Annotated in this window: 21 protein-coding genes; 10 read left to right on the forward strand and 11 right to left on the reverse strand. The window is 71.5% G+C overall.

Annotation, left to right across the window (positions count from 1 at the left end):
- Window position 1: 1 nt before the first annotated feature.
- From ABZX61_RS37345 to ABZX61_RS37360, 4 genes are all read right to left on the reverse strand, one after another.
- Complete coding sequence (locus ABZX61_RS37345) at window positions 2-1,306, reverse strand: MFS transporter (protein WP_355200928.1); 1,305 nt, start codon at window positions 1,304-1,306, stop codon at window positions 2-4.
- A complete protein-coding gene (locus ABZX61_RS37350; protein WP_355200930.1) occupies window positions 1,303-1,887 on the reverse strand; it encodes a helix-turn-helix domain-containing protein in 585 nt (194 codons plus the stop codon). The genes ABZX61_RS37345 and ABZX61_RS37350 overlap by 4 nt, the downstream gene beginning before the upstream one ends.
- 122 nt (window positions 1,888-2,009) lie before the next feature.
- Complete coding sequence (locus ABZX61_RS37355) at window positions 2,010-2,846, reverse strand: metallophosphoesterase (RefSeq protein WP_355200932.1); 837 nt, start codon at window positions 2,844-2,846, stop codon at window positions 2,010-2,012.
- A gap of 19 nt (window positions 2,847-2,865) precedes the next feature.
- Complete coding sequence (locus ABZX61_RS37360; RefSeq protein WP_355200934.1) at window positions 2,866-3,207, reverse strand: hypothetical protein; 342 nt, start codon at window positions 3,205-3,207, stop codon at window positions 2,866-2,868.
- Between the two features lie 80 nt (window positions 3,208-3,287).
- Between ABZX61_RS37360 and ABZX61_RS37365 the strand changes: the two genes are divergently transcribed.
- A complete protein-coding gene (locus ABZX61_RS37365; RefSeq protein ID WP_355200936.1) occupies window positions 3,288-3,908 on the forward strand; it encodes a YigZ family protein in 621 nt (206 codons plus the stop codon).
- Here ABZX61_RS37365 and ABZX61_RS37370 read toward each other — a convergent pair whose 3' ends face one another.
- The gene (locus tag ABZX61_RS37370) at window positions 3,909-5,138 is read right to left on the reverse strand and encodes an isochorismate synthase (RefSeq protein ID WP_350731983.1); all 1,230 of its coding nucleotides are present in this window, start codon (window positions 5,136-5,138) and stop codon (window positions 3,909-3,911) included.
- 217 nt (window positions 5,139-5,355) lie between these two features.
- Between ABZX61_RS37370 and ABZX61_RS37375 the strand changes: the two genes are divergently transcribed.
- A complete protein-coding gene (locus ABZX61_RS37375) occupies window positions 5,356-6,189 on the forward strand; it encodes a GDSL-type esterase/lipase family protein (RefSeq protein WP_355200937.1) in 834 nt (277 codons plus the stop codon).
- 9 nt (window positions 6,190-6,198) lie between these two features.
- On the opposite strand, the gene ABZX61_RS37380 is transcribed toward ABZX61_RS37375, so the two are convergent.
- The 3 genes from ABZX61_RS37380 to ABZX61_RS37390 form a co-directional block, all read right to left on the reverse strand.
- Window positions 6,199-6,912, reverse strand: a complete 714-nt coding sequence (locus ABZX61_RS37380; RefSeq protein WP_355200939.1) for an HNH endonuclease family protein — start codon at window positions 6,910-6,912, stop codon at window positions 6,199-6,201.
- A 148-nt stretch (window positions 6,913-7,060) separates the two neighbouring features.
- Window positions 7,061-7,534: a hemerythrin domain-containing protein gene (locus tag ABZX61_RS37385; RefSeq protein WP_355200941.1), complete on the reverse strand. Its 474-nt coding sequence runs from the start codon at window positions 7,532-7,534 to the stop codon at window positions 7,061-7,063.
- 107 nt (window positions 7,535-7,641) lie between these two features.
- On the reverse strand, window positions 7,642-7,791 hold the full coding sequence (locus ABZX61_RS37390) for a GPGG-motif small membrane protein (protein WP_355200943.1): 150 nt from the start codon (window positions 7,789-7,791) through the stop codon (window positions 7,642-7,644).
- A gap of 273 nt (window positions 7,792-8,064) precedes the next feature.
- Here ABZX61_RS37390 and ABZX61_RS37395 point away from each other — a divergent pair, with 273 nt between their 5' ends.
- The 7 genes from ABZX61_RS37395 (at window position 8,065) to ABZX61_RS37425 (ending at window position 16,854) form a co-directional block, all read left to right on the forward strand.
- Entirely contained in the window at window positions 8,065-8,838 is a 774-nt protein-coding gene (locus ABZX61_RS37395) for a SigB/SigF/SigG family RNA polymerase sigma factor (RefSeq protein WP_355200945.1), read from the forward strand.
- Window positions 8,839-9,081: 243 nt separating this feature from the next.
- On the forward strand, window positions 9,082-9,543 hold the full coding sequence (gene crcB / locus ABZX61_RS37400) for a fluoride efflux transporter CrcB (protein WP_355200947.1): 462 nt from the start codon (window positions 9,082-9,084) through the stop codon (window positions 9,541-9,543).
- Complete coding sequence (gene crcB / locus ABZX61_RS37405; protein WP_355200949.1) at window positions 9,540-9,896, forward strand: fluoride efflux transporter CrcB; 357 nt, start codon at window positions 9,540-9,542, stop codon at window positions 9,894-9,896. The genes crcB (ABZX61_RS37400) and crcB (ABZX61_RS37405) overlap by 4 nt, the downstream gene beginning before the upstream one ends.
- A 136-nt stretch (window positions 9,897-10,032) precedes the next feature.
- The gene (locus ABZX61_RS37410) at window positions 10,033-11,886 is read left to right on the forward strand and encodes a GTP-binding protein (RefSeq protein WP_355200951.1); all 1,854 of its coding nucleotides are present in this window, start codon (window positions 10,033-10,035) and stop codon (window positions 11,884-11,886) included.
- Window positions 11,887-11,972: 86 nt separating this feature from the next.
- A complete protein-coding gene (locus tag ABZX61_RS37415) occupies window positions 11,973-12,098 on the forward strand; it encodes a hypothetical protein (RefSeq protein WP_350731994.1) in 126 nt (41 codons plus the stop codon).
- Window positions 12,099-12,278: 180 nt separating this feature from the next.
- Window positions 12,279-15,383, forward strand: a complete 3,105-nt coding sequence (locus tag ABZX61_RS37420) for a PDZ domain-containing protein (protein WP_355200954.1) — start codon at window positions 12,279-12,281, stop codon at window positions 15,381-15,383.
- 157 nt (window positions 15,384-15,540) lie between these two features.
- Window positions 15,541-16,854: a glycosyltransferase family 4 protein gene (locus tag ABZX61_RS37425; RefSeq protein WP_355200956.1), complete on the forward strand. Its 1,314-nt coding sequence runs from the start codon at window positions 15,541-15,543 to the stop codon at window positions 16,852-16,854.
- A gap of 12 nt (window positions 16,855-16,866) precedes the next feature.
- On the opposite strand, the gene ABZX61_RS37430 is transcribed toward ABZX61_RS37425, so the two are convergent.
- The 3 genes from ABZX61_RS37430 to wrbA all read right to left on the reverse strand — a co-directional run bounded on the left by ABZX61_RS37430 (window position 16,867) and on the right by wrbA (window position 19,958).
- Window positions 16,867-17,787: a trypsin-like peptidase domain-containing protein gene (locus ABZX61_RS37430; RefSeq protein ID WP_355200958.1), complete on the reverse strand. Its 921-nt coding sequence runs from the start codon at window positions 17,785-17,787 to the stop codon at window positions 16,867-16,869.
- An 81-nt stretch (window positions 17,788-17,868) separates the two neighbouring features.
- A complete protein-coding gene (locus tag ABZX61_RS37435; protein WP_355200960.1) occupies window positions 17,869-19,302 on the reverse strand; it encodes an MFS transporter in 1,434 nt (477 codons plus the stop codon).
- Window positions 19,299-19,958, reverse strand: coding sequence for an NAD(P)H:quinone oxidoreductase (gene wrbA, locus ABZX61_RS37440; RefSeq protein WP_355200962.1), 660 nt, complete (start codon window positions 19,956-19,958; stop codon window positions 19,299-19,301). Before wrbA ends, ABZX61_RS37435 begins: the two co-directional genes overlap by 4 nt.
- Before the next feature lie 79 nt (window positions 19,959-20,037).
- Between wrbA and ABZX61_RS37445 the strand changes: the two genes are divergently transcribed.
- The gene (locus ABZX61_RS37445) at window positions 20,038-20,517 is read left to right on the forward strand and encodes a MarR family winged helix-turn-helix transcriptional regulator (protein ID WP_355200964.1); all 480 of its coding nucleotides are present in this window, start codon (window positions 20,038-20,040) and stop codon (window positions 20,515-20,517) included.
- Window positions 20,518-20,589: the final 72 nt, after the last annotated feature.

Raw genomic sequence — 20,589 nt, forward strand, 5'->3', positions numbered from 1 at the left:
GTCACCCGCTGGAACGTCCCGCCGTACCGGCGCTGCCCTCTGGCGCCGGTACGGCGGGAGGGCCGTGGCCGCGCAGCCGGTCCATCTCGCGCCACTCGGGACGCAGCCCGGTCAGGCTCGTGACGAGCGCGTAGGCGATCCCGCACGCCAGCAGCACCGGCGCCAGCCCGGCCGCCGTCACCGCCGCCCCGCCCAGCAGCCCGCCCAGCGGGATGCCGGCCCACATCACCGCGCCCTGCAGCGCGCCCACCCGGCCCAGGAGGTGCCGGGGCACGCGCTCGTACGAGATCGCGCTCAGGATCGGGTTCAGGAACCCGCCGCTGAACCCGATCACCACGGACGCCGCCACCAGCCCCCACACCGGCATGTCCACGGCGAACATGAGGAACTTCGGCGGCCCGCCGAGCAGGAACGCCACGAAGAACACCGGCCTGCGCCGCATCCGGTGCGCCACCGCGGCGGCCACCAGGCTGCCCCCGACCGAGGCCAGCCCGAGCACGCTGACGCTCAGCCCGAGGACGGCGGGCCCGTGGCCGGACTCCATGGCCCACACGGGCGCGAGCACCTGGCTCCAGGCCGCGTCCAGCAGGTTCGTGGCGGCGATCATGACGATCACCGCGAGCAGCAGCGGCTCGCCGCGCAGGAACGCGAAGCCCTGGCCGAACCGCCGCCAGTAACCCTCCTCCTCTTCGTGCGCGGGGGCGTCGGGCGCACGGTGCCCGAGGTCGCGCGGCAGCACCACGGCCACGACCGCCGATCCGAGCGCGAACAGGGCGGCGCTGACGCCCAGGCCGGACAGCGAGCCGAGCAGCGTCACCATCGCGCCGCCCAGCCCCGGCCCCACGGTCACGGCCAGCCGCTCCGTCACGCCCATCAGCCCGGTGGCCCGCTCCAGCGGCACCCGCCCGCGTTCGGCCGCCTCCGGAATCATGATCTCCTTGGCCAGGTCGCCCGGCCCGCGGGCCGCGCCGATCACCGCCACCAACGCGACGATCACGCCCAGCGGCAGCAGGCCGAGCGCGTGCAGCACGACCATCGCGGCGGCGGCCGAGGCGCTCACGACGTCGGCAACCCACGAGATCCGGCGCGGCCCCGCCCGGTCCACGAGCGGCCCCGTCAGCGCCTTGACCAGCACGTACGGTGCCATCTCCGCGAACGCCACCAGCCCCGTCCACACCGCGCTGCCGGTGCTCGTCAGCACGAACCAGGGCAGCGCGATGGCCGAGACCCGCGTCCCGGTCGTCGACACGGCGATGGCCGCCAGCAGCCCGGCCATCGGCCGTAAGGACCCGCGCGGCTCCATCATGCCTCCTCAGGGCCGTCCAGCTCGGGGATGACCTGCGTCATCAGGTAGACCCGGACCGCGTCCGCCGGTGCCTCGTCGCCGTCGCGCCGGTAGCGCGCGAAGAGCTCCGTCAGGTCCGCGCGCAGCCGAAGCGCCTCCTCCGGGGTGAGGCGGAACGGGACGGCGCTGAGGTCGAGCACGCCGCGCCACGGTTGCGGCATGGTCTGCAGCTCGTTGAGCGCCTGCTGGGTGCGCAGGTTGTAGAGGGCGGCGATGGACTGCATGTACGCCAGCACCGCCTCCGGCTCCCGGTCGGACAGGCCGCCCTCGTCGGTGAGCCGGGTCGTCCGGTGGACCGAGCGCCACCAGCGCTCCCGCGCGTTGCCGCGTTCGGTGTCCTCCTCCACGAACCCGGCGGCGCCGAGCCTGCGCAGGTGGTAGCTGGCCGTGCCCGAGTTCACCCCCAGGCGCTCGGCCAGGCGGGTGGCGGTGGACGGGCCGTGCTTGCGCAGCAGGTCGACGAGCTGCACCCGCAGGGGGTGGGCGAGCGCGCGCAGGCCCTTGGCGTCGAGGACGACCACGCTGTCAGGGGATGGCGTCATGATGCGAAGCCTAAACCGCAAACACTTCTTCGCAAACAGTTCTTCGCGAAGAAGTGTTTGCGGTTCACGAAAAGGCCGCCGACGGCGCCTGGCCGGGGCGGTGGTCTGCGAGGGTGGGGCCGTTAGGTGACGATCACGTCGCGCAGGAGCTTGCGGCCGCCCGGCCTGCGCCGCCACTCACGGGGGTAGCCGAGCGACACCTCCTCGAAGCGCACGCCGTCGTACCAGGTGACGCGGGGGATGTGGAGGTGGCCGTAGATCATGGCGGCGGTCGGGTGGCGCGTGTGCCAGTCCCTGGTGGCGGTCGTGCCGCACCACTGGGCGAACTCCGGGTAGCGCAGGATGTCGGTCGGCTCGCGTACCAGGGGATAGTGGTTGACGAAGACCAGCGGCACGTCGTCCAGCCCGTCCAGCCGCCGCCTGGTCAGCTCCACCCGGGCCCGGCACCACGCCTCGCGGCTCGGGTACGGGTCGGGGTGCAGGAGATACTCGTCGGTGCAGACCACGCCGGTGCTGTGCGCGTACGCGAGCGCGCTCGCCTTGGTGAGATGGCCGGCCGGCAGGAACGTGTAGTCGTAGAGCAGAAACAAGGGCACGATCCGGACCGGCCCGCCCGCTCCCTCCCACACCGGATAGTCGTCCTCCGGCGTCACTACGCCCAGCTCGCGGCACATGGCGACGAGGTGGTTGTAGCGGGCCACGCCCCGCAGCTCCGGCGGGTCTCCCGGCGGCGTCCACAGCTCGTGGTTGCCCGGCACCCAGACCACCCGCTCGAACCGCGCGGCGAGCAGGCCCAGCGTCCGGGCGATGTCCTCCAGCCGTTCGCCGACGTCGCCCGCGACCAGCAGCCAGTCGCCGGGGTCGTCCGGTTTCAGCTCCTGGACGATGGCCCGGTTCTCCTCGTAGCCGACGTGCAGATCGCTGACGGCCAGCAGCCTGCTCCCGCCTTCGCTGGGCAAGGGACGTCCCTCCTTCGCGTCAGAGGACGGAGGCGTTGTCCTCTGCCACGATCATGTCATCCGTCATCCTGGGCAACATGGCCGCGACCTCGCGGGCCAGGTGCGGGTCGGCGCGGAACGCCTCCATGATCGCCAGTTTCAACGCCGCGCGACTCGGCTCGTCGTCCGGCTTGGCGCTCGCCATCGTCTCGATCACCTGTCTGGACGCGGCGTCACCGCGGCCGAAGACCCGCTGCAGGATGCGGGTGCCGCGGGCCACGGCCGTGTCGGCGGCCAGCTCGCGGGTCTTGGCCAGCACGCCCACGCCGTAGGCGTCGATCGCCGAGGAGACGAAGGGCATGAGGCCGTTCACAGTGTCCATGAGACCCTCCCTTAGGTCCTGATGGAATGACGAGATCGTAGCTTCCGGAGTTCGTCCGGCAAGGGCATAACCTGTCGAATGTGCATGCGCCGTACCTGACCCTCACCTCCGTCGTCGAGCACGAGACGGAGGCGAAGCGCTCCCGGTTCATCTGCGCGCTGGCGCCCGCGCGCAGCGTCGAGGAGGCGGTCGCGTTCATCGGGGAGCGGCGGCAGAAGCATCCCGGCGCCACCCACAACTGCACCGCGTACGTCGTCGGGCAGCGCGTCCAGAAGGGCGACGACGACGGCGAGCCGGGCGGCACGGCGGGCACGCCGATGGTGCAGGCCCTGGTGGGCAGGGGGTTCAGCGATGTGGTGGCGGTGGTGACCCGCTATTTCGGCGGCACCCTGCTGGGGGCGGGCGGGCTGGTGCGGGCCTACGGCTCGGCCGTGACCGAGACCCTCGACCGGGCCGAGCCGGTGCGGATGGTGCCGGCCCGCGTCGTGCGCGTCGCGGTGGCCCACGACCAGGCCGGGCGGGTGGAGAACGACCTGCGGGCCTCGCGCCACCCGGTGCGCGAGGTGACCTACGCGGGCGAGGTCACCTTCGCCGTCTCCGTGGGCGAGGACGAGGTGGCGCCGTTCGCGGACTGGGTGGCGACGCTGACGGCGGGGCGGGCGCGCGTGGACGTGGGCGAGGAGATCCACGTCCCCGGCTGATCAGCCCTCCAGCGCGTACTGCATGACCCTGAACTTGGCCTGGGCCTCGGCCAGCTCGGCCGCCGGGTCGGAGTCGCCCATGATGCCGCCGCCCGCGAACAGGCGGGCCCGGCGGCCCTGCACGAGCCCCGAGCGCAGCGCGATGCCCCACTCGCCGTCGCCGTGGGCGTCGATCCACCCGACGGGCCCGGCGTAGCCGGCCCGGTCCATGCCCTCCAGCTCGCGGATGACCTCGATCGCGGTGGGGGTGGGGGTGCCGCCGACGGCGGCCGTCGGGTGCATGGCGGCGACCACGTCGAGGACGGAGGCCCCGTCGGCCAGCCGCCCGGTGACGTGGCTGGCCAGGTGCTGGACGTTGGGCAGCACCAGCAGCTCGGGCTCGTCCGGCGTCTCCAGCGAGGCGCAGAGGGGGGCGAGCGTCTGGCGGACCGAGGCGATGGCGCACTCGTGCTCGTGGCGGTCCTTGGGCGAGGCCAACAGCGCGGCCCCGCGGGCGAGGTCGTCGGCCGGGCCGGTGCCGCGCGGGGTGGTGCCGGCCAGCACGAGGGACTCGATCTCCTGGCCCGTACGCCTGATCAGCAGCTCGGGCGTGGCCCCCACCAGCCCCGCGACCGAGAACGTGTAGCACTCGGGATAGCGCCGGGCCAGCCGGGTGAGCAGCAGGCGCACGTCGATGGGCCGCTCGGCGGTGGCGACCAGGTCGCGCGCCAGCACGACCTTCTCCAGCTCGCCCTCGCGGATGCGCTTGGCGGCCCTGGCCACGACGTGCTCCCACTCGGGGGCGCTCAGGCTGCCGTCGCCGTAGCTGATGCGGCCGGGGTCGCGGATGGGGGAGAACGTCTCCAGCGGCGCGTCGCCGATCGTGGTGAGCCAGGCGTGGCCGTCGCGGCGGGCCAGCACGGCGCGCGGGACGACGAGGACGGAGCCGTGGGCGTCCTCGTCGAAGGTGAAGCTGCCGAAGGCGACCGGGCCGGAGCCGGGGGTGCGCACGGCGTCGTCGACGTGGGCGTCGCCGAACACGGTGGCCAGCCACTGGCGGGCCCAGGCGAACCGGCCCGGGCCCGGGGGCACGGCCACCCGTGCGGCCTGACCCCAGCCGACCAGGCCCTCGCCGTTCCTGACCCAGGCGTACGGGGCGGTCCTGGGCAGGGATGCCAGCAGGTCGCCCGGGTCGCCGACAGGGGTGGTGCGAACCGGTAGCGGGCGGGTTGTTCCGAGCGCGACACTCACCCAAGACACTCTATGCGGGAACTGAACACGTTCGACTCAGACCCCCGTGAATGCGAGGTTACGGTCAACGAACCCGGATAAAACCAGACGTTGAGCTGCATTTACCCCATCCCGATCAGGTCCGGGCTGTCAAGCGGCGATATGAAGTCGGTCCTGAAATCACAGACGTGGCCCGTACGTCATGGCCGGTCGCTGATCCGCTTCCTACCTTGGGTCCATGATCGGTCGCCTGGGCTCAGTCCTCGCCGCAACGCTGCTCGTCTCCGCCACAGGTCCGGCGCAGGCCGCCGCGGCCCAGCCCGTCCCCGAGATCATGGCCGCGCTCGGCGACTCCATCTCCACCGGCTTCAACGCGTGCGGCTTCTACGTCTCCTGCATCCCGCGCTCGTGGTCCTCCGGCGACAACCCCGGGGTGAACAGCCACTACCTGCGCCTGTCGGCCATGTCTGGAACGCTCCAGCAGCACAACCTCACCTTCGCCGTCCCCGGGGCCACCAGCGCCGACCTGCTCGGCCAGGTGCGCAAGGCCGTCGAGGCCAAGGCCGACTACGTCACGATCCTGATCGGGGCCCAGGACGCGTGCGTGCGCACCGAGCAGGCCATGACGCCCGTCGAGACGTACCGGCGGCGGATGGACGCGGCGCTGGCCGAGCTGCGGGCCGGCATGCCCGCGGCCCGGGTGTTCATCGCCAGCATCCCCGACCTGCGGCGGCTCTGGCAGGTGGGCAAGACCGTCCCGCTCGCCCGCACGTTCTGGACGGCCGGCCACATCTGCCAGTCCATGCTCGCCCAGCCCACCTCGACCAAGCGCGCCGATGTCGAGCGCCGCCAGCGGGTGCGGGCGCGGGTCATGGCCTACAACCGCGCGGCGGCCCAGGCGTGCGCCAGGTTCGGCCCCGGCTGCCACACCGACGGGGGCGCGGTGTTCGCCTTCCCGTTCACGCTCGATCACGTCAGCAAGTGGGACTACTTCCACCCGAACATGGACGGGCAGCGGATCCTGGCCGAGCAGACGTTCGGGCACGGCTTCACCTGGGAGGACCCGCGCTAGCCCGCGCCGCTAGCGGCACTGGGTCAGCATCATCCTCTTGTCCGCCGCGGTGACGGGCACGTTGTACTTGAGCGCGACCTGCGCGAAGCGGGTGACGTACGCGCAGCGGACGCGCCGCTGCGGCGGTAACCAGCCCGCCGGGCCGGAGGCGTCCTTCTGCTCGTTGGCGTAGCCGGCCACGGGCAGCAGGTTCAGCGGGTCGTTGGCGAAGTCGAGCCGCTTGGACATCCGCCAGCGCGGCGCGCCCATGCGCCACGCGTAGTTCAGCGGCACCACATGGTCGACCTGCACCTCGTCCGGGTTGTCCTTGTGCCAGTGAATGGTCCGGCCGGTGTAGGGGTCGCTCAGCTCCATGGAGACGACCTCGCAGCTGGAGCCCGACCGGTATTTCACGTTCCGCCCGTCGCGGGCCAGCAGGTCGTCGCGGGTGCGGCAGCCGTTGCGCGCGTACGGCACCCCGCTCGCGGTGTCGGCCCAGTTGTCGCCGTACCGGGTGCGCTCGTAGCCGGTGTTGGAGCCGAGCCCCTTGACGCGCACGCGTTTGATGAGGTCGCGTGCCTTGCCCTTGTCGGCGTCCGAGATGATGGGTGCCAGACCGGGCCGCGTCCCGCTGGTGTTGCCCAGCGGGCTGGCCGCCGTGGCCGGAGCGGTCTTGGCGCCGCCGACGAAGGAAACGACGATGATGGCTCCCGCTAGAAGGGCGATGGCGTCCTTCGTGCTCAAGCAGGCCTCCGAACATCAAAGGTTGTCTAGAGAAATTCCCGGCATCAGGTGTTCTGACACGGAGAGGGTTGTGTGACTGATCGTCACATCACCCCTGGCCTTTGAAGTTCGGGGAACGCCCTGGTCAGAGCGTGTCGGTTAGCGCCCGCTACTGCGAGGCGCTGGGGATCGCGAGGGGATCGCGGGGAGCGTCGCTCTTGGCCGTGGCCATCTGCTCGCCCAGCTCCCGCAGCCGGGTTCGGCCCATGGCCTGGCGGACTTCGGGGAACCAGTCCTGCTCTTCTTCCTTGATGTGGTGGCGGACGTTCTCCATCAGGACGGTCATCTTGGCGTCGTAGCGCTCGTCGGCCGGGTCGAGGCTCTTGAGCTCTGACAGCATCCAGACGACGACGTGGTGCTCCTCGACGCTCTCCAGGACGTGATCGGTGGTGTCGGGGGCGCCCGAGCGGACGGCCGGGTAGAAGATCGTCTCTTCGATGTAGGTGTGGACGGTCAGCTCTTCGATGACCTCGGCCACGATCTTCTGCTTGTCCTGATGGGCTTCAGCGTCGGTCTTCTCGAACTGCTTGAACAGCTTCTCCACGGTTTTGTGGTCGTCTTTGAGCATCACGATGGCGTCCATGGACGGTCTCCTCGGGCTGGACGGTTCAGGCGGGACGGTTCGGGCGGGTGAGCTCCGGCAGGACACCCGCATGGAGGTGGTGGCGGCCAGGACCTCATGGCCGAAGGTCAGACGTTGAAGATGCTCACTCCGCCGGGGCCGACCAGTAGCCCGACGACGATCAGGACGATGCCCCACAGGATGTCGCGGCGAGCCAGGAGCACGTAGATGCCGGCGACGACGAGGATGACGGCGATGATCCACAGGAGGGTAGCCATGGACGGGCCACTGCCCCGACCCTCGGCCCGGAAACGAGCAGACACCCGTCACGTCCATAACCGTCCGGGCGTGCCGTGCCGGAGGGGGCAGGGTGATGGAGCGCTTCGTGCATCAGTTATGAATCCGTTACCGCCGGAAGGTGATGGGAGGGCCGCCAATGGGGAGGGTGGATCTCGAAGTCCAGCAGAGGGCTTCCTCTCACGCGAACCGAGGCGTGCCTCTGCATGGGCTTTTTCCATGGACGGGGCCGCCGGCACATCTGGGAGAAGCACGTGCCCGTCCTGACCATCACCTCCGACCAGCTCACCGCCGAGGACCTCCTGGCCCGCCTGGCCGACCCGACCATCTCCCACCTGGACGCTGCGCGCATCCGCGAGCGTCTGGTGGAGATGCACGAGGGACTGGTGACCGAGATCACCCGCCGCTACCGCTACCGCGGCGAGTCCATGGACGACCTGCGCCAGGCCGCCTATGTCGGGCTGATGAAGGCTGTCAACGGCTACGATCCCTCGCTTGGACACGATTTCAGGGGATACGCCATGGTCACCGTGCTGGGCGAGGTCAAGCGGCACTTCCGCGACCGCACCTGGGCTGTCCGGGTGCCGCGCGTCTACCAGGAACGCCGCATCGAGATCAACAAGGCCACGGCCGAGCTGACGCAGGTCCTCGGCCACTCGCCGACCGTCGCCGAGCTGGCCGCCAAGCTGGGCATCTCCGAGGAGGACGTGCTGCTGGCGATGGAGGCGTCCACCGCCTACTCGGCGCTGTCGCTGGACGCGCCGGTCGGCGGCGGCGACGAGGACGCGGCCGAGCTGGGCGACCTGCTGGCCGCGCAGGACCATTCGCTCGACACCCTGCTCGACGCGCAGGCGATCAAGCCGCTCATCGACGCCCTTCCGGCTCGGGAGAGAAACATCCTGCTGATGCGCTTCTACGGCAACATGACCCAGTCGGAGATCGCCAAGGAGTTCGGGATCTCGCAGATGCACGTCTCGCGCATCCTGCGTGCCGTGCTCACCAAGCTGCGCACCGCGTTGACGGCCTGATCCTCAGCCCTGACCGTCGAGACCGGCGTTCACCGGGTGCCCGCCTCCCTCCTCGACCGTTGGCCGTGATCGAGGCGGGCCTGCTCGGAGGCGCCTGCCTCACCGGAGCGGACATCCTGCTGACCGGGCGCCCGGCGGCGGAACCCGTACGGCCCGGCCCCGTGTCCGGCCCCGTGCCCGAGCCTGTGGACCGCCCGCGGAGAGGTGACGTGCACCGCCGTATGCCGATGTAACGTGCCTGGTGTGACCGAACGCCCGATCGACCCGGACGTCGATCTCCACATCCCGGCGCAGCGCGCCGAGCTGCACTGGCCCGTGCTCGCCGCGATCGCGGCCGGGGGCGCGCTGGGCGCGCTCGCGCGTTTCGGCCTGCAGTCGGCGCTGCCGTCCGGGCCGGCGGACTTCCCCTGGGCGACGTTCCTCATCAACGTGTCCGGGTGCCTGCTGATCGGCGTGCTCATGGTGATGATCACGGAGGTGCGGCAGGCGCACCGTCTCGTGCGGCCGTTCCTGGGGGTGGGGGTGCTGGGCGGGTACACGACGTTCTCCACGTACGCGGTGGACATCCAGCGGGCGGTCACGGCGGGGGCGCCGCTGACGGGGCTGGTCTACCTGGCGGCCACGCTGGTGGCGGCGGTGGCGGCCGTGGTGGCGGGCATGTGGCTGACCAGGCGGATCGCCGGGATGCTGGCGGGCGTGCGATGACGGTGCTGCTCATCGTCCTCGGGGCGGCGCTCGGCGCGCCGCTGCGCTATCTCGCGGACCGGGCCGTGCAGGCGCGCCACGACACGGTGTTCCCGTGGGGGACGCTGACGGTGAACGTGGCCGGCTCGGCGCTGCTGGGCTTCCTGGCCGCGCTGCCCGCCGCCGGCGGGGTGATGGCGTTGCTGGGCACCGGGTTCTGCGGAGCGCTGACCACGTACTCGACGTTCGGGTACGAGACGGTGCGGCTGGTGGAAGAGGGCGCGCGCTTCCACGCGGTGGCCAACGCGGCCGCCAGCGTGGTGGCCGGGCTGGGCGCGGCCTACTGCGGGGTGGCCCTGGCGCAGGCCCTGTAAATGGTTCGCGGGTGCCCCCGCCGCGATGGCAGGATGGCCCGGCAGCCGTCCGCCGACGATCAGGAGCATGAGATGCGGTGCCTCGGAATCTCCCAGCGCCCCATTGGCACGAGAGTTCCCGAGGACTTCCAGCACCGTGCACATCCTGAACATCGGCATCCTCGCGCACGTAGACGCGGGCAAGACCAGCCTCACTGAGCGGCTGCTGTTCGAGACCGGGGTCATCGACCGGCTCGGCAGCGTGGACGAGGGCAGCACACAGACCGACTCCGGCGAGATCGAGCGCCGTCGCGGCATCACCATCCGCACGGCCGTCGCCTCCTTCACCCTGGGCGACCTGCGGGTCAACCTGGTCGACACACCCGGCCACGCCGACTTCGTGGCCGAGGTGGAGCGCGCGCTCGGCGTGCTCGACGGCGCCGTGCTGGTGCTGTCGGCCGTCGAGGGCGTGCAGCCGCACACCCGGGTCCTGATGAAGACCCTGCGCCGGCTGCGCCTGCCCACGCTGATCTTCGTCAACAAGATCGACCGGGCCGGGGCCAGGGAGGGGGAGCTGCTGGCCGACATCCGGCGGCGGCTCTCGCCGTACTGCGTGGCCCTGAACACCGTGCGGCAGCTCGGCTCCAAGGCGGCCGTCACCGGCGGCGTCGCCTCGCCCGAGGCGGCGGCCGAGGTGCTGGCCGAGCGGGACGACGGGCTGCTGGAGCTGCTCGTCGAGGGCAAGACGCCCGACTTCGGCCAGGTACGCGCGGCGCTGGCGCGGCAGTGCGCCGCCGGGCAGGCGCATCCGGTGCTGTTCGGCTCGGCGCTGACCGGGCAGGGCGTCGGCGAGCTGCTCGACGCCGTCCACCTGCTGCCCGCCGTGACCCAGCCGGCCGGGGATCCGGAGGAGGCGGCGCGGGCGACGGTGTTCGCGATCGAGCGCGCCCCGTCCGGGGAGAAGGTCGCCTACCTGCGGGTACGCGCGGGCGCGCTGCGAGCGCGCGAGCACCTCGCCTTCCACCGGGGAGGCCACGCCTACGACGGCAGGCTGACCGCGCTGGCCGTCGCCGGCTCCCCCGGGCGGCGGCAGGCGGTGGCCGGGGACATCGTCAAGGTCTGGGGCGTGCCCGAGATCCGTGTCGGCGACCACCTGGGGGAGCCCGGGCCCGCGCACCAGGCCCATTTCACCCCGCCCAGCCTGGAGACCGTGGTACGGCCCCGCGTCCCCGGCCAGGAGCCGCGCCTGCACGCCGCGCTGCTCGCGCTGGCCGAGCAGGACCCGCTGATCGGCACCCGCACCCTGGCCGGCGGCGAGACCTCGGTCCTGCTGTACGGGGAGGTGCAGAAAGAGGTCATCGGCGAGACCCTGGCCAGGGACTTCGGCGTCGAGGCGCTCTTCGAGCCGAGCCGGCCCGTCTACTTCGAGCGCCCGTCGGGCACCGCGGAGGTCGTCGAGGAGATCCAGCGCCAGGGCCGCAACGAGTTCATGGCCACCGTGGGCCTGCGAATCGATCCGGGGCCGAAGGGCTCCGGCGTCGGCTACCGGCTGGAGGTCGATCTCGGCTCGCTGCCGCTGGCCTACCACCGGGCCATCGAGGAGAGCGTGCGCCAGGCCCTGGGTGAGGGCCCGCACGGCTGGCCGGTCACCGACGTGCTCGTCACGGTGACCAGGACCGGCTACGCCCCGCCCCTCACGGTCGCGGCCGACTTCCGCGGCCGCGCCCGGGTCGTGCTCGTGCGGGCGCTGCGCCTGGCGGGCACCACCGTGTACGAGCCGTGCCACCGGTTCGAGCTGGAGGTGCCGCCGGAGACGTTCAGCGCGGTCACCGCCAGGCTCGCCGCACTGGGCGGTGAGCTCCACGACACCGGCAGGCGCGACGACACCTGGGTGCTGGAGGGTGAGATCCCGGCGGCCGCGGTGCACGAGGTCGAGCGGCGGCTGCCGGGGCTGTCTCACGGAGAAGGCGTCTGGTGGTCCGCGCCGGCGGGTGATCGACCGGTCCGGTAGGTGGTATGTCGGGTTTCCGGGCTAGATGGGTATTAAGTGGCACAGTGCACCATTCCGGTGCGCATGTCCGTACAGGGGGGAATCCCATGGCAGACACGAAGAAGAAACCCGCCGCCAAGTCCGGCAAGTCGAAGAAGCAGGCCATCAAGACCAGCAGGCAGACCAAGGAGACGAAGCGGGAGACCCGCAAGTCGCCCTCCGGCGAGGAATGACCCGGACGGGGCAGCGGTGGCCCGGCTGCCCGGGCCGATGACCAGGCGGTCGCGGGGGGAAGTTCTTGGCCGCCGATCGGGACGACCGGGCAGTTGTGGCGAAATGTCTGACCCGGGTGATGTGATCTGACAGCCGGGGGCGCGCGCCCTCGGCTGTCGGCTCGACCAGGAGTGGCTCTCATGTCCGGCTACCTGCGCTTTCCCGCCGTCTTCCAGGACGTGGTCGTCTTCGCCGCCGAGGACGACCTGTGGATGGTGTCCGCCCAGGGCGGGCGGGCCTTCCGGCTGACCGCGGGGCTCGCCGAGGCGGGCTATCCGCGCATCTCGCCGCGCGGTGACCAGCTCGCTTTCGTCGGCCGCGAGGAGGGCCCGGAAGAGGTGTACGTCATGCCGTCCGACGGCGGCGCCGCCCGCCGGGTCACCTTCCACGGCGCGCGCTGCACGGTCACCGGCTGGGACCCCGAAGGTCGCATCCTGTACGCCAGCGACGCGGCCCAGCCGTTCGAGGCCCGCAAATGGCTGCACCGCGTCGCGCCCGGCGGGGTCCCTGAGCGGCTCCCGTACGGCCCGGCCAACTCGATCGCGTACGGGCCAGAAGGCATGATCGTGCTCGGCCGCAACACCGCCGACCCGGCGCGGTGGAAGCGCTACCGCGGCGGCACCGTCGGCGACCTGTGGATCGACCCGCGCGGCGACGGCGAGTTCCGGCGGCTGATCAGGCTGCCGGGAAACCTGGCCTCGCCCTGCTGGAGCGGCGGCCGGGTGTGCTTCATCTCCGACCACGAGGGCATCGGCAACGTCTACTCGTGCGCCCCCGACGGCCAGGACCTGCGCAAGCACACCCACCACGACGACTACTACGCGCGCAACCTGTCGGGTGACGGGCACCGGCTGGTCTACCACGCCGGCGCCGACCTCTACCTGCTCGACCCCGGAGAGCCGGCGCACCGGCTGGACGTGCAGCTGGCCAGCTCCAGGACGCAGCGCAACCGCAGGTTCGTCGACCCCGCCGACTACCTCGACGGCGCCACCCTCAGCCCCGACGGCAGCGCGCTGGCCGTCACCGCGCGCGGCAAGGCGTACGCGATGGCCGACTGGGAGGGGCCGGTCACCCAGCACGGCTCGCCCGACGGGGTCCGCTACCGGCTCCTGACCTGGCTCAACGACGGAACCCGGCTGATCGCGGCGGCCAGCGACGACCGCGACGAGGAGCGGCTGGTCGTCCTCGAAGGCCACGAGGGCGGCGGCGGCACGGAGGTGGCCAGGCTGGGGCGGATCACCGAGCTCGTCCCCGACCCGGTCCACGACCGGGTGGCCGTCGTCAACCACCGCCACGAGCTGCACCTGCTCGACCTGGCCACCGGGCGGCCGGCGCTGGTGGAGGCCAACCCGCACGGCTCGCCCGAGGACCCGGCGTGGTCGCACGACGGGCGGTGGCTGGCGTACTCGAGCCCGCTCAACGCCCAGTCCAGCGCGATCAAGCTGCACCACCCCGAGACCGGGCGGACGCTGCAGGCCACGGAGCCGGTGCTGCAGGACTCGATGCCGGCGTTCGACCCGCAGGGCCGCTACCTCTACTTCATCGGCCAGCGCACCTTCTCGCCGGTCTACGACCAGCTCCAGTTCGACCTGGGCTTCCCGCTGGGCACGCGCCCGTACGCGGTGGCGCTGCGGGCGGACGCGCCCGACCCGTTCATGCCCCTGCAACGGCCCCTGGGGGAGGACGAGGAGGACGGCGACGAGCCGGAGCCGCTGCGCGTCGACGTCGACGGGCTGACCCGGCGCGTCACCCAGTTCCCGCTGCCCGAGGGCCGCTACGAGAAGGTGGCCGGGCTCAAGGGCAAGGCGCTGATCCTGACCAGCCCGCTCGAAGGCGAGAGCTCGCTGCACCTGTTCGACTTCGCCAAGGGCAAGAAGGTGCACTTCGCCGACGGCGTCACCGACTTCGAGCTGGGCCGCGACCACAAGACGCTGCTCTACCGCGCGGACTCCAGGCTGCGGGTGGTCAAGGCGAACGAGGCGCCCGAGGACGAGGAGGCGCCGGGGCGGGAGAGCGGGTGGATCGACCTGTCGCGGATCAAGGTGTCGGTCTGCCCGGAGGCGGAGTGGCGGCAGATGTTCCGGGAGGCGTGGCGGCTGCAGCTGGAGAACTTCTGGAGCGAGGACATGGCGGGCGTCGACTGGCCGGCCGTCTACGACCGCTACCGGCCGCTGGTGGAGCGGGTCACGACCCGGGGCGAGTTCTCCGACCTGCTGTGGGAGCTGCACGGCGAGCTCGCCACCAGCCACGCCTTCGAGAGCGGCGGCGAATACCGTCCCGGGCCCGACTACACGCAGGGCAAGCTGGGCGTCGACTGGGACTACCGCGACGGCGTCTACCACATCCGCTCCATCGTGACCGGTGACCCGTGGGATCCGGAGGCGACCTCGCCGCTGAACCGGCTGGGTGTCGACGTACGTACGGGCGACGCGGTCCTGGCCATCAACGGCGCGCCCATAGGCGAGGCCGCGACCCCGAACGAGCGCCTGGTCAACCAGGCCGGCGAGGAGGTCGAGCTGACGCTGCGGCGGGAGGACCAGGTGTGCACCGTCACCGTGCGCGCCATCTCCGACGAGCGGCCGGCCCGCTACCGCGACTGGGTCAACCTCAACCGCGCCGAGTGCCACCAGCGCTCCGGCGGCCGGGTGGGATACCTGCACGTGCCCGACATGGGGCCCGACGGGTTCGGGGAGTTCCACCGCGGGCTCCTGGCCGAGTACGACCGGCAGGCGCTCATCGTGGACGTGCGCTTCAACGGCGGCGGCAGCGTGTCGGCGCTGCTGCTGGAGAAGCTGGCCAGGCGGCGGCTCGGCTACGACTATCCGCGGTGGGGCGACCCGGAGCCGTACCCGCCGGAGTCGCCGCGCGGGCCGCTGGTGGCGATCACCAACGAGTGGGCGGGCTCCGACGGCGACATCTTCAGCCACACCTTCAAGGTGCTGAAGCTGGGGCCGCTGGTCGGCAAGCGCACCTGGGGCGGCGTCATCGGCATCTGGCCGCGCCACCAGCTCGCCGACGGCACGGTGACGACGCAGCCGGAATTCTCCTTCGCCTTCGACGACGTCGGCTGGCAGGTCGAGAACTACGGCACCGATCCCGACATCGAGGTCGACATCACCCCGCAGGACTACGCCAGGGGCGTGGACACGCAGCTCGAGCGGGCCATCGGCGTCGCGCTGGAGCTGCTGGCCGAGCGTCCGCCGCACACTCCCGATCTCCGGCATCGGCCGCGCATGCAACCTTAGTGACGTTACAGGCGTCTAAGGATCATAGGTGGGGAAAGCGCATAGGGGATGAACACGTGCACTCCGCCGAAGCGAGACAATAGGCCGGTGGCGAGATTCCTCGTCGCCGGCCATGTGTGTTGAGACTTCTTCCGGGTGACAAAGGGGGATCTGTCAGGTGCGCGCATTGGCACGCAAGGGCAAGTCGGCGGTGCGCCGACTGTATCGGGGGTACAACCGGCGCAAGACGCTCAACGCGCCGCCGCCTTCGACGCGGAAGGTCCGCATTCTGCTGCTGCACGCGTACGGGATGGGGGGCACGATCCGGACCGTGTTCAACCTGGCCAGCTACCTGGCCAAGGAGCACGACGTCGAGATCGTGAGCATCCTGAAGGAGGCCGAGGAGCCGTTCTTCCCCATCGACCCGCGGGTGAAGTTCCGTTTCCTCGACGACCGGCTCAACCCCAGCGCCGACCCGCTGCGCGCGATGCTGTCGAAGATGCCGAGCCGGATCATCCCCAAGGAGGAGTCGGCCTACCACCGCTTCAACCTGTGGACCGACCTCAAGCTCGCCCGCTACATCCGCTCGCTCGACACCGGCGTGCTGATGGCCACCCGCCCCGGCCTCAACCTGGCGGTGGCCCAGCTGGCGCTGCCCAACGTCATCACGATCGGGCAGGAGCACGTGGCGCTCCGCACCCAGGCCGAGCCGATGCAGGAGCTCATCAAGTGGCGCTACCGCCGCCTCGACGCCCTGGTCACGCTCACCAAGGCCGACCTGCGCGACTATCGTGAGACGTTGCCGAAGAAGCCGAAGAAGCTGACCCGCATCCCCAACGCCGTGCCGCCGATGACGGGCGGCATCTCCAAGCTGGACGCCAAGGTCGCCATCGCGGTCGGCCGGATGACGCGCATCAAGGGCTTCCACCGGCTCATCACCGCCTGGGAGACGGTCGCCGCCACCCATCCCGACTGGACGCTGCGCATCTTCGGCGCGGGGCCGCAGGAGGAGAACCTCGCCCAGCAGATCGCGGAGGCGGGGCTGCAGGGCAAGGTCGAGCTGCCCGGACCGACCTCCGACGTGGGGGCCGAGCTGGAGAAGGCGTCCGTCTTCGTGCTCAGCTCGCGTCACGAGGGCTTCCCGATGACGATCCTGGAGGCGATGGGCAAGGGGCTGGCGATCGTCAGCTTCAACAGCCCGCACGGGCCCAAGGAGATGATCACGGACGAGGTCGACGGGCTGCTGGTGAAGCCGCGGACCAACGCCAACCTGGCCTCCTCGATCATCCGGGTGATCGAGGACGAGCAGCTGAGGCGGGACCTGGCGGCGGGGGCGTTGGAGACGGCGCTCACGTACGACGTGGACGCGGTGGGGGAGAAGTGGGACGCGCTCCTCGACGAACTCCTGGCCCGCCGCAACGGCACCTACGTCCGCCCCCAACCCGCCGCGGCCTCTCCCGCCCCCGGGCCGGACGCCCCGCCTTCCGCCTGAGGCGGCACAGGCTCAGACGCCGGAGCCGGTGAGTTCCACCGGCTCCGCGATGACATCGACCAGCGCGCCGTTCCGATGGACGGTGATCGGTAACGGCTGCCCGATGGCGTCGGCGAACATCAGCCTTTGCAGGCTCTGCGCGTCCCCCACCGGGTTGCGCCCCGCGCTCAGCACGAGGTCGCCGGAGCGCAACCCGGCCCGGTGGGCGGGCGAGCCCGGCACCACCTCCACCACGCGCAGCGCCCCCGTCTGCCCGGTCCGCCGCCGCAGCGCGTCGGGCAGCGGCGCGGGCGAGGTCACCAGCCCCAGGAACGCCCGCCGTACCCGCCCGTCCCTGATCAGGGCGGCGATGATGGATCGGGTCGTGGCGTTCATGGGCACGGCGAGCCCCACCCCCACCCCGGCCACCGCCGTGTTGATCCCGACGACCCGCGCCTGCGAGTCGGCCAGCGCGCCGCCGGAATTCCCCGGATTGAGCGCGGCGTCGGTCTGGATGACGTCCTCGATGAGCCGGACGGCCGACCCGCTGCGCGCGGGCAACGACCGTCCGAGCCCCGACACCACCCCGGCCGTCACCGATCCGGCCAGGCCGAGCGGATTGCCCACGGCCACGACGAGCTGTCCCACGACCAGCTCGTCGCTGTCGCCGAGCGTGGCCGGCGGGGGCGTGGCCGTCTGCGCCCTGATCACCGCCAGATCCGACAGCGGATCCCGGCCCACCACGATGAAGTCCCCCGAGCTCCCGTCGGCGAAGGCCACGGTGCCGTCCCGGGAATTGCCGATCACGTGCGCGTTGGTCAGCAGGAACCCGTCGGCGGTGAACACCACCGCGGACCCGCTACCCTGGCCGGCCCGCACGCTGGCCACTTTCGGCAGCAACTCGGCCGCCACGGACGAGACGACGCGCGAGTAAGCGTCGAGTGGATCCGCCATCGTGCACTCCTTTGCTTACAGGATTACACGTTAACTCCACATTCGCCCGCGCGCATTCCAGGCGCTCAAGCATGCGGATCTCTATCGCCCGCGGCGGTGCCGCGGCAGCAGCAGGCTGACCACCGCGATGGCCAGGCCGAGCCCGGCCGCCATGAGGAAGACCAGGTCGTAGCCGGTGGCGAGGGCGTCGACCGGGGAACTCCCGGCGGCCTCCGACGCGGCGGCCCTGGTGCCGGCGGCCGTCGCGAGCACCGCCAGCCCGATCGATCCCCCTGCCTGACTGGCCGTGTTGGCCAGGCCGCCGACGATCCCCGCGTCGCCGTCGGGAACGTCGGCGGTCGCCACCGCCATGAGGGTGGGGAAGGTCAGCCCGATGCCGACCGCGATGAGCAGGGTGGGGCCGAGCACGCCGGTGACGTACGCGCTGTCGGCGTGGCCCAGGGAGAGCCAGCCGAAACCGGCCAGGAAGCAGGCGCTGCCCGCCGTCACGAGGGGGCGCACACCCGTTCGCGGCAGTAGGGTTGCGGCCCATCGCGCGATCACCATGAACGTCACCGCCGCGGGAGTCTGCCCGAGCCCGGCCTGAAGCGCGCTGAAGCCGAGGACGTTCTGCAGGAACAGCGACGAGAAGTACCACATCGCGATGGCGATCCCACCGAACAGCAGCAGCATGCCGTTCCCGACGGCCACCCCCCGGATCCTGAACAGCCGCAGCGGCACCATCGGCTGGCCGGCGAACCGCGCCTCCACCACGACGAAGACGCCGAGCAGGAGCAGACCCGCCACCACCGGCCCGGCGACCGGCGCGGACTTCCAGCCATGATCGGCGCTCTGCATGACCCCGTAGATCAGCGCCGCCAGCCCCGCCGTCCCCGTGACCGCGCCGAGGAGGTCGAGCGATCCCCGCCGCCCGGCTCTCGTTCCGGCCAGCGACATCATCGCCACGACGATCAGCGCCGCGCCGATCGGCAGGTTGATGAGGAAGACCCACCGCCACGACAGGCCGGTGGTGATGGCACCGCCCGCGAGCGCGCCGACCATGCCGCCCACACCGCCCGAGGCGGACCACGCGCCGAACGCCTTGGCACGCGCGTTCGGCTCGGTGAAGGAGGTGTTGATCACGGCCAGCGTCGCCGGGGCCATCATGGCGGCCCCGACGCCCTGCGCGACCCGGGCCGCCACCAGGACCTCCGGCGCGGTCGCCAGGCCGCCGGCCAGACTCGCGACGGAGAACGACAACAGCCCGGCGACCAGCATCCGGCGCGGTCCGAACAGGTCGGCGGCGCGGCCCCCCAGCAGCATGAAACCGGCGAAGCTGAGCAGATATCCGTTCACCACCCAGGCCAGTCCGGTCGCGGTGAAACCGAGTTCTTCGCGGACCGAGGGCAGGGCGACGTTCACGATGGACGCGTCCAGGATGACCATGAACTGGCTGGCACAGGCCAGCGCCAGGACCAGCCAGGGGAGGCCGGCGTACGGCCTGGCCCGCTGGGACGCGTTACTGGTATTTGTCATGACTCGCTGCTCGAGGTCGTCGCGGCCACGCTTTCGCGTACGGCGGCGTGGCCGTCCCCCAGCAGCCGGATCGTGATCCGGGCCAACCGCCGCCCCTGGTACCTGGCCGCTTCCAGCACCGCGGCGTCCGGCCCGGCTCCGTTCGGGCCGGTCACCAATGACGTGCCGTACGGGTTGCCGCCGGCGCCGTACACGACCGGATCGGTGAACCCGGGCGGCACGATCAGCGCCCCCCAGTGGTAGAAGACGTTGCTCAGCGACAAGATCGTGGCCTCGCTGCCGCCGTGCCGGTTGAACGCCGAGGTGAAGGCCGTCACCGGCTTGTCCGCCAGCACGCCTTCGCGCCACAGCCCGCCGGCCTGGTCGATGAACTGCTTGAGCTGCGCGGCCGGCGTCCCGAACCGCGTCGGCGTCCCGAACGCGAACGCATCCGCCCACGCCAGATCCTCCACCGAGGCCTGGGCGATCGAAGCGGCGACGTCGGCGTGCCGTCGCCACCGCGGGTCCTGGTCGATCGCGCTGTCGGGCGCCAACTCGGCCACCCGCCGCAGCCGTACCTCGGCCCCGGCCGAGGCGGCACCCTCGGCGACGGCCTGCGCGAGCGCGTACACGCTGCCCGTCGCGCTGTAGTAGATGACGGCGACCTTCACGGTCATGCCGGGCTCCTCGCTGTCGTGTTAAGATTAGTTATGCAGATAACTATTATCTGCATAACTAATCTGTCAAGGAGCGCCCATGGACTTCGAGCAAGCCGACGCCCTCAACCAGGCCATCCGCCTGCTGAGCCTGCGCCACCGGGCCAGGGCCGCGGCGCTGCTCGCCCCGCTCGGGCTGCACCCGGGTCAGGAGGCGCTCCTGCTCGAGCTCGACCGGACCGGCCCGAGGATCCAGGCCGAGCTCAGCGAGGCGCTCGGCTGCGAACCGCCCAGCGTCACACTCATGACCCGCAAGCTCGAAGCCTCCGGCCACATCCGCCGCAAACCCGCCCCCTCCGACAGGCGTGCCAGCATCGTCGAACTCACCGACAGCGGCCAAGCTCTGGCCGACCAGGTCAAGCAGCTCTGGTGCGCCCTGGCGGAGGAGACCGTGACCGGCCTGCCCGCCGAGACGGTGGCGGCACTACCCGGCATCCTCAACACCTTGACCGGCAACGTGGACACCAGAGCCCACCGCCACACCCGCCGTCCCGGACCGGGCAAGCCCGACCAGCGCTAACGGGTGCTGCAGTCTCCTCGGCGCCGTACTCCAGCGACCCGAAGGTCGAAGCGACGGTGGGCCGCGGGCGGC

Origin of the sequence: Nonomuraea sp. NPDC003709 (genome assembly GCF_040610775.1) — a bacterium.
GTDB classification, from domain to species: Bacteria; Actinomycetota; Actinomycetes; order Streptosporangiales; family Streptosporangiaceae; genus Nonomuraea; species Nonomuraea angiospora_A.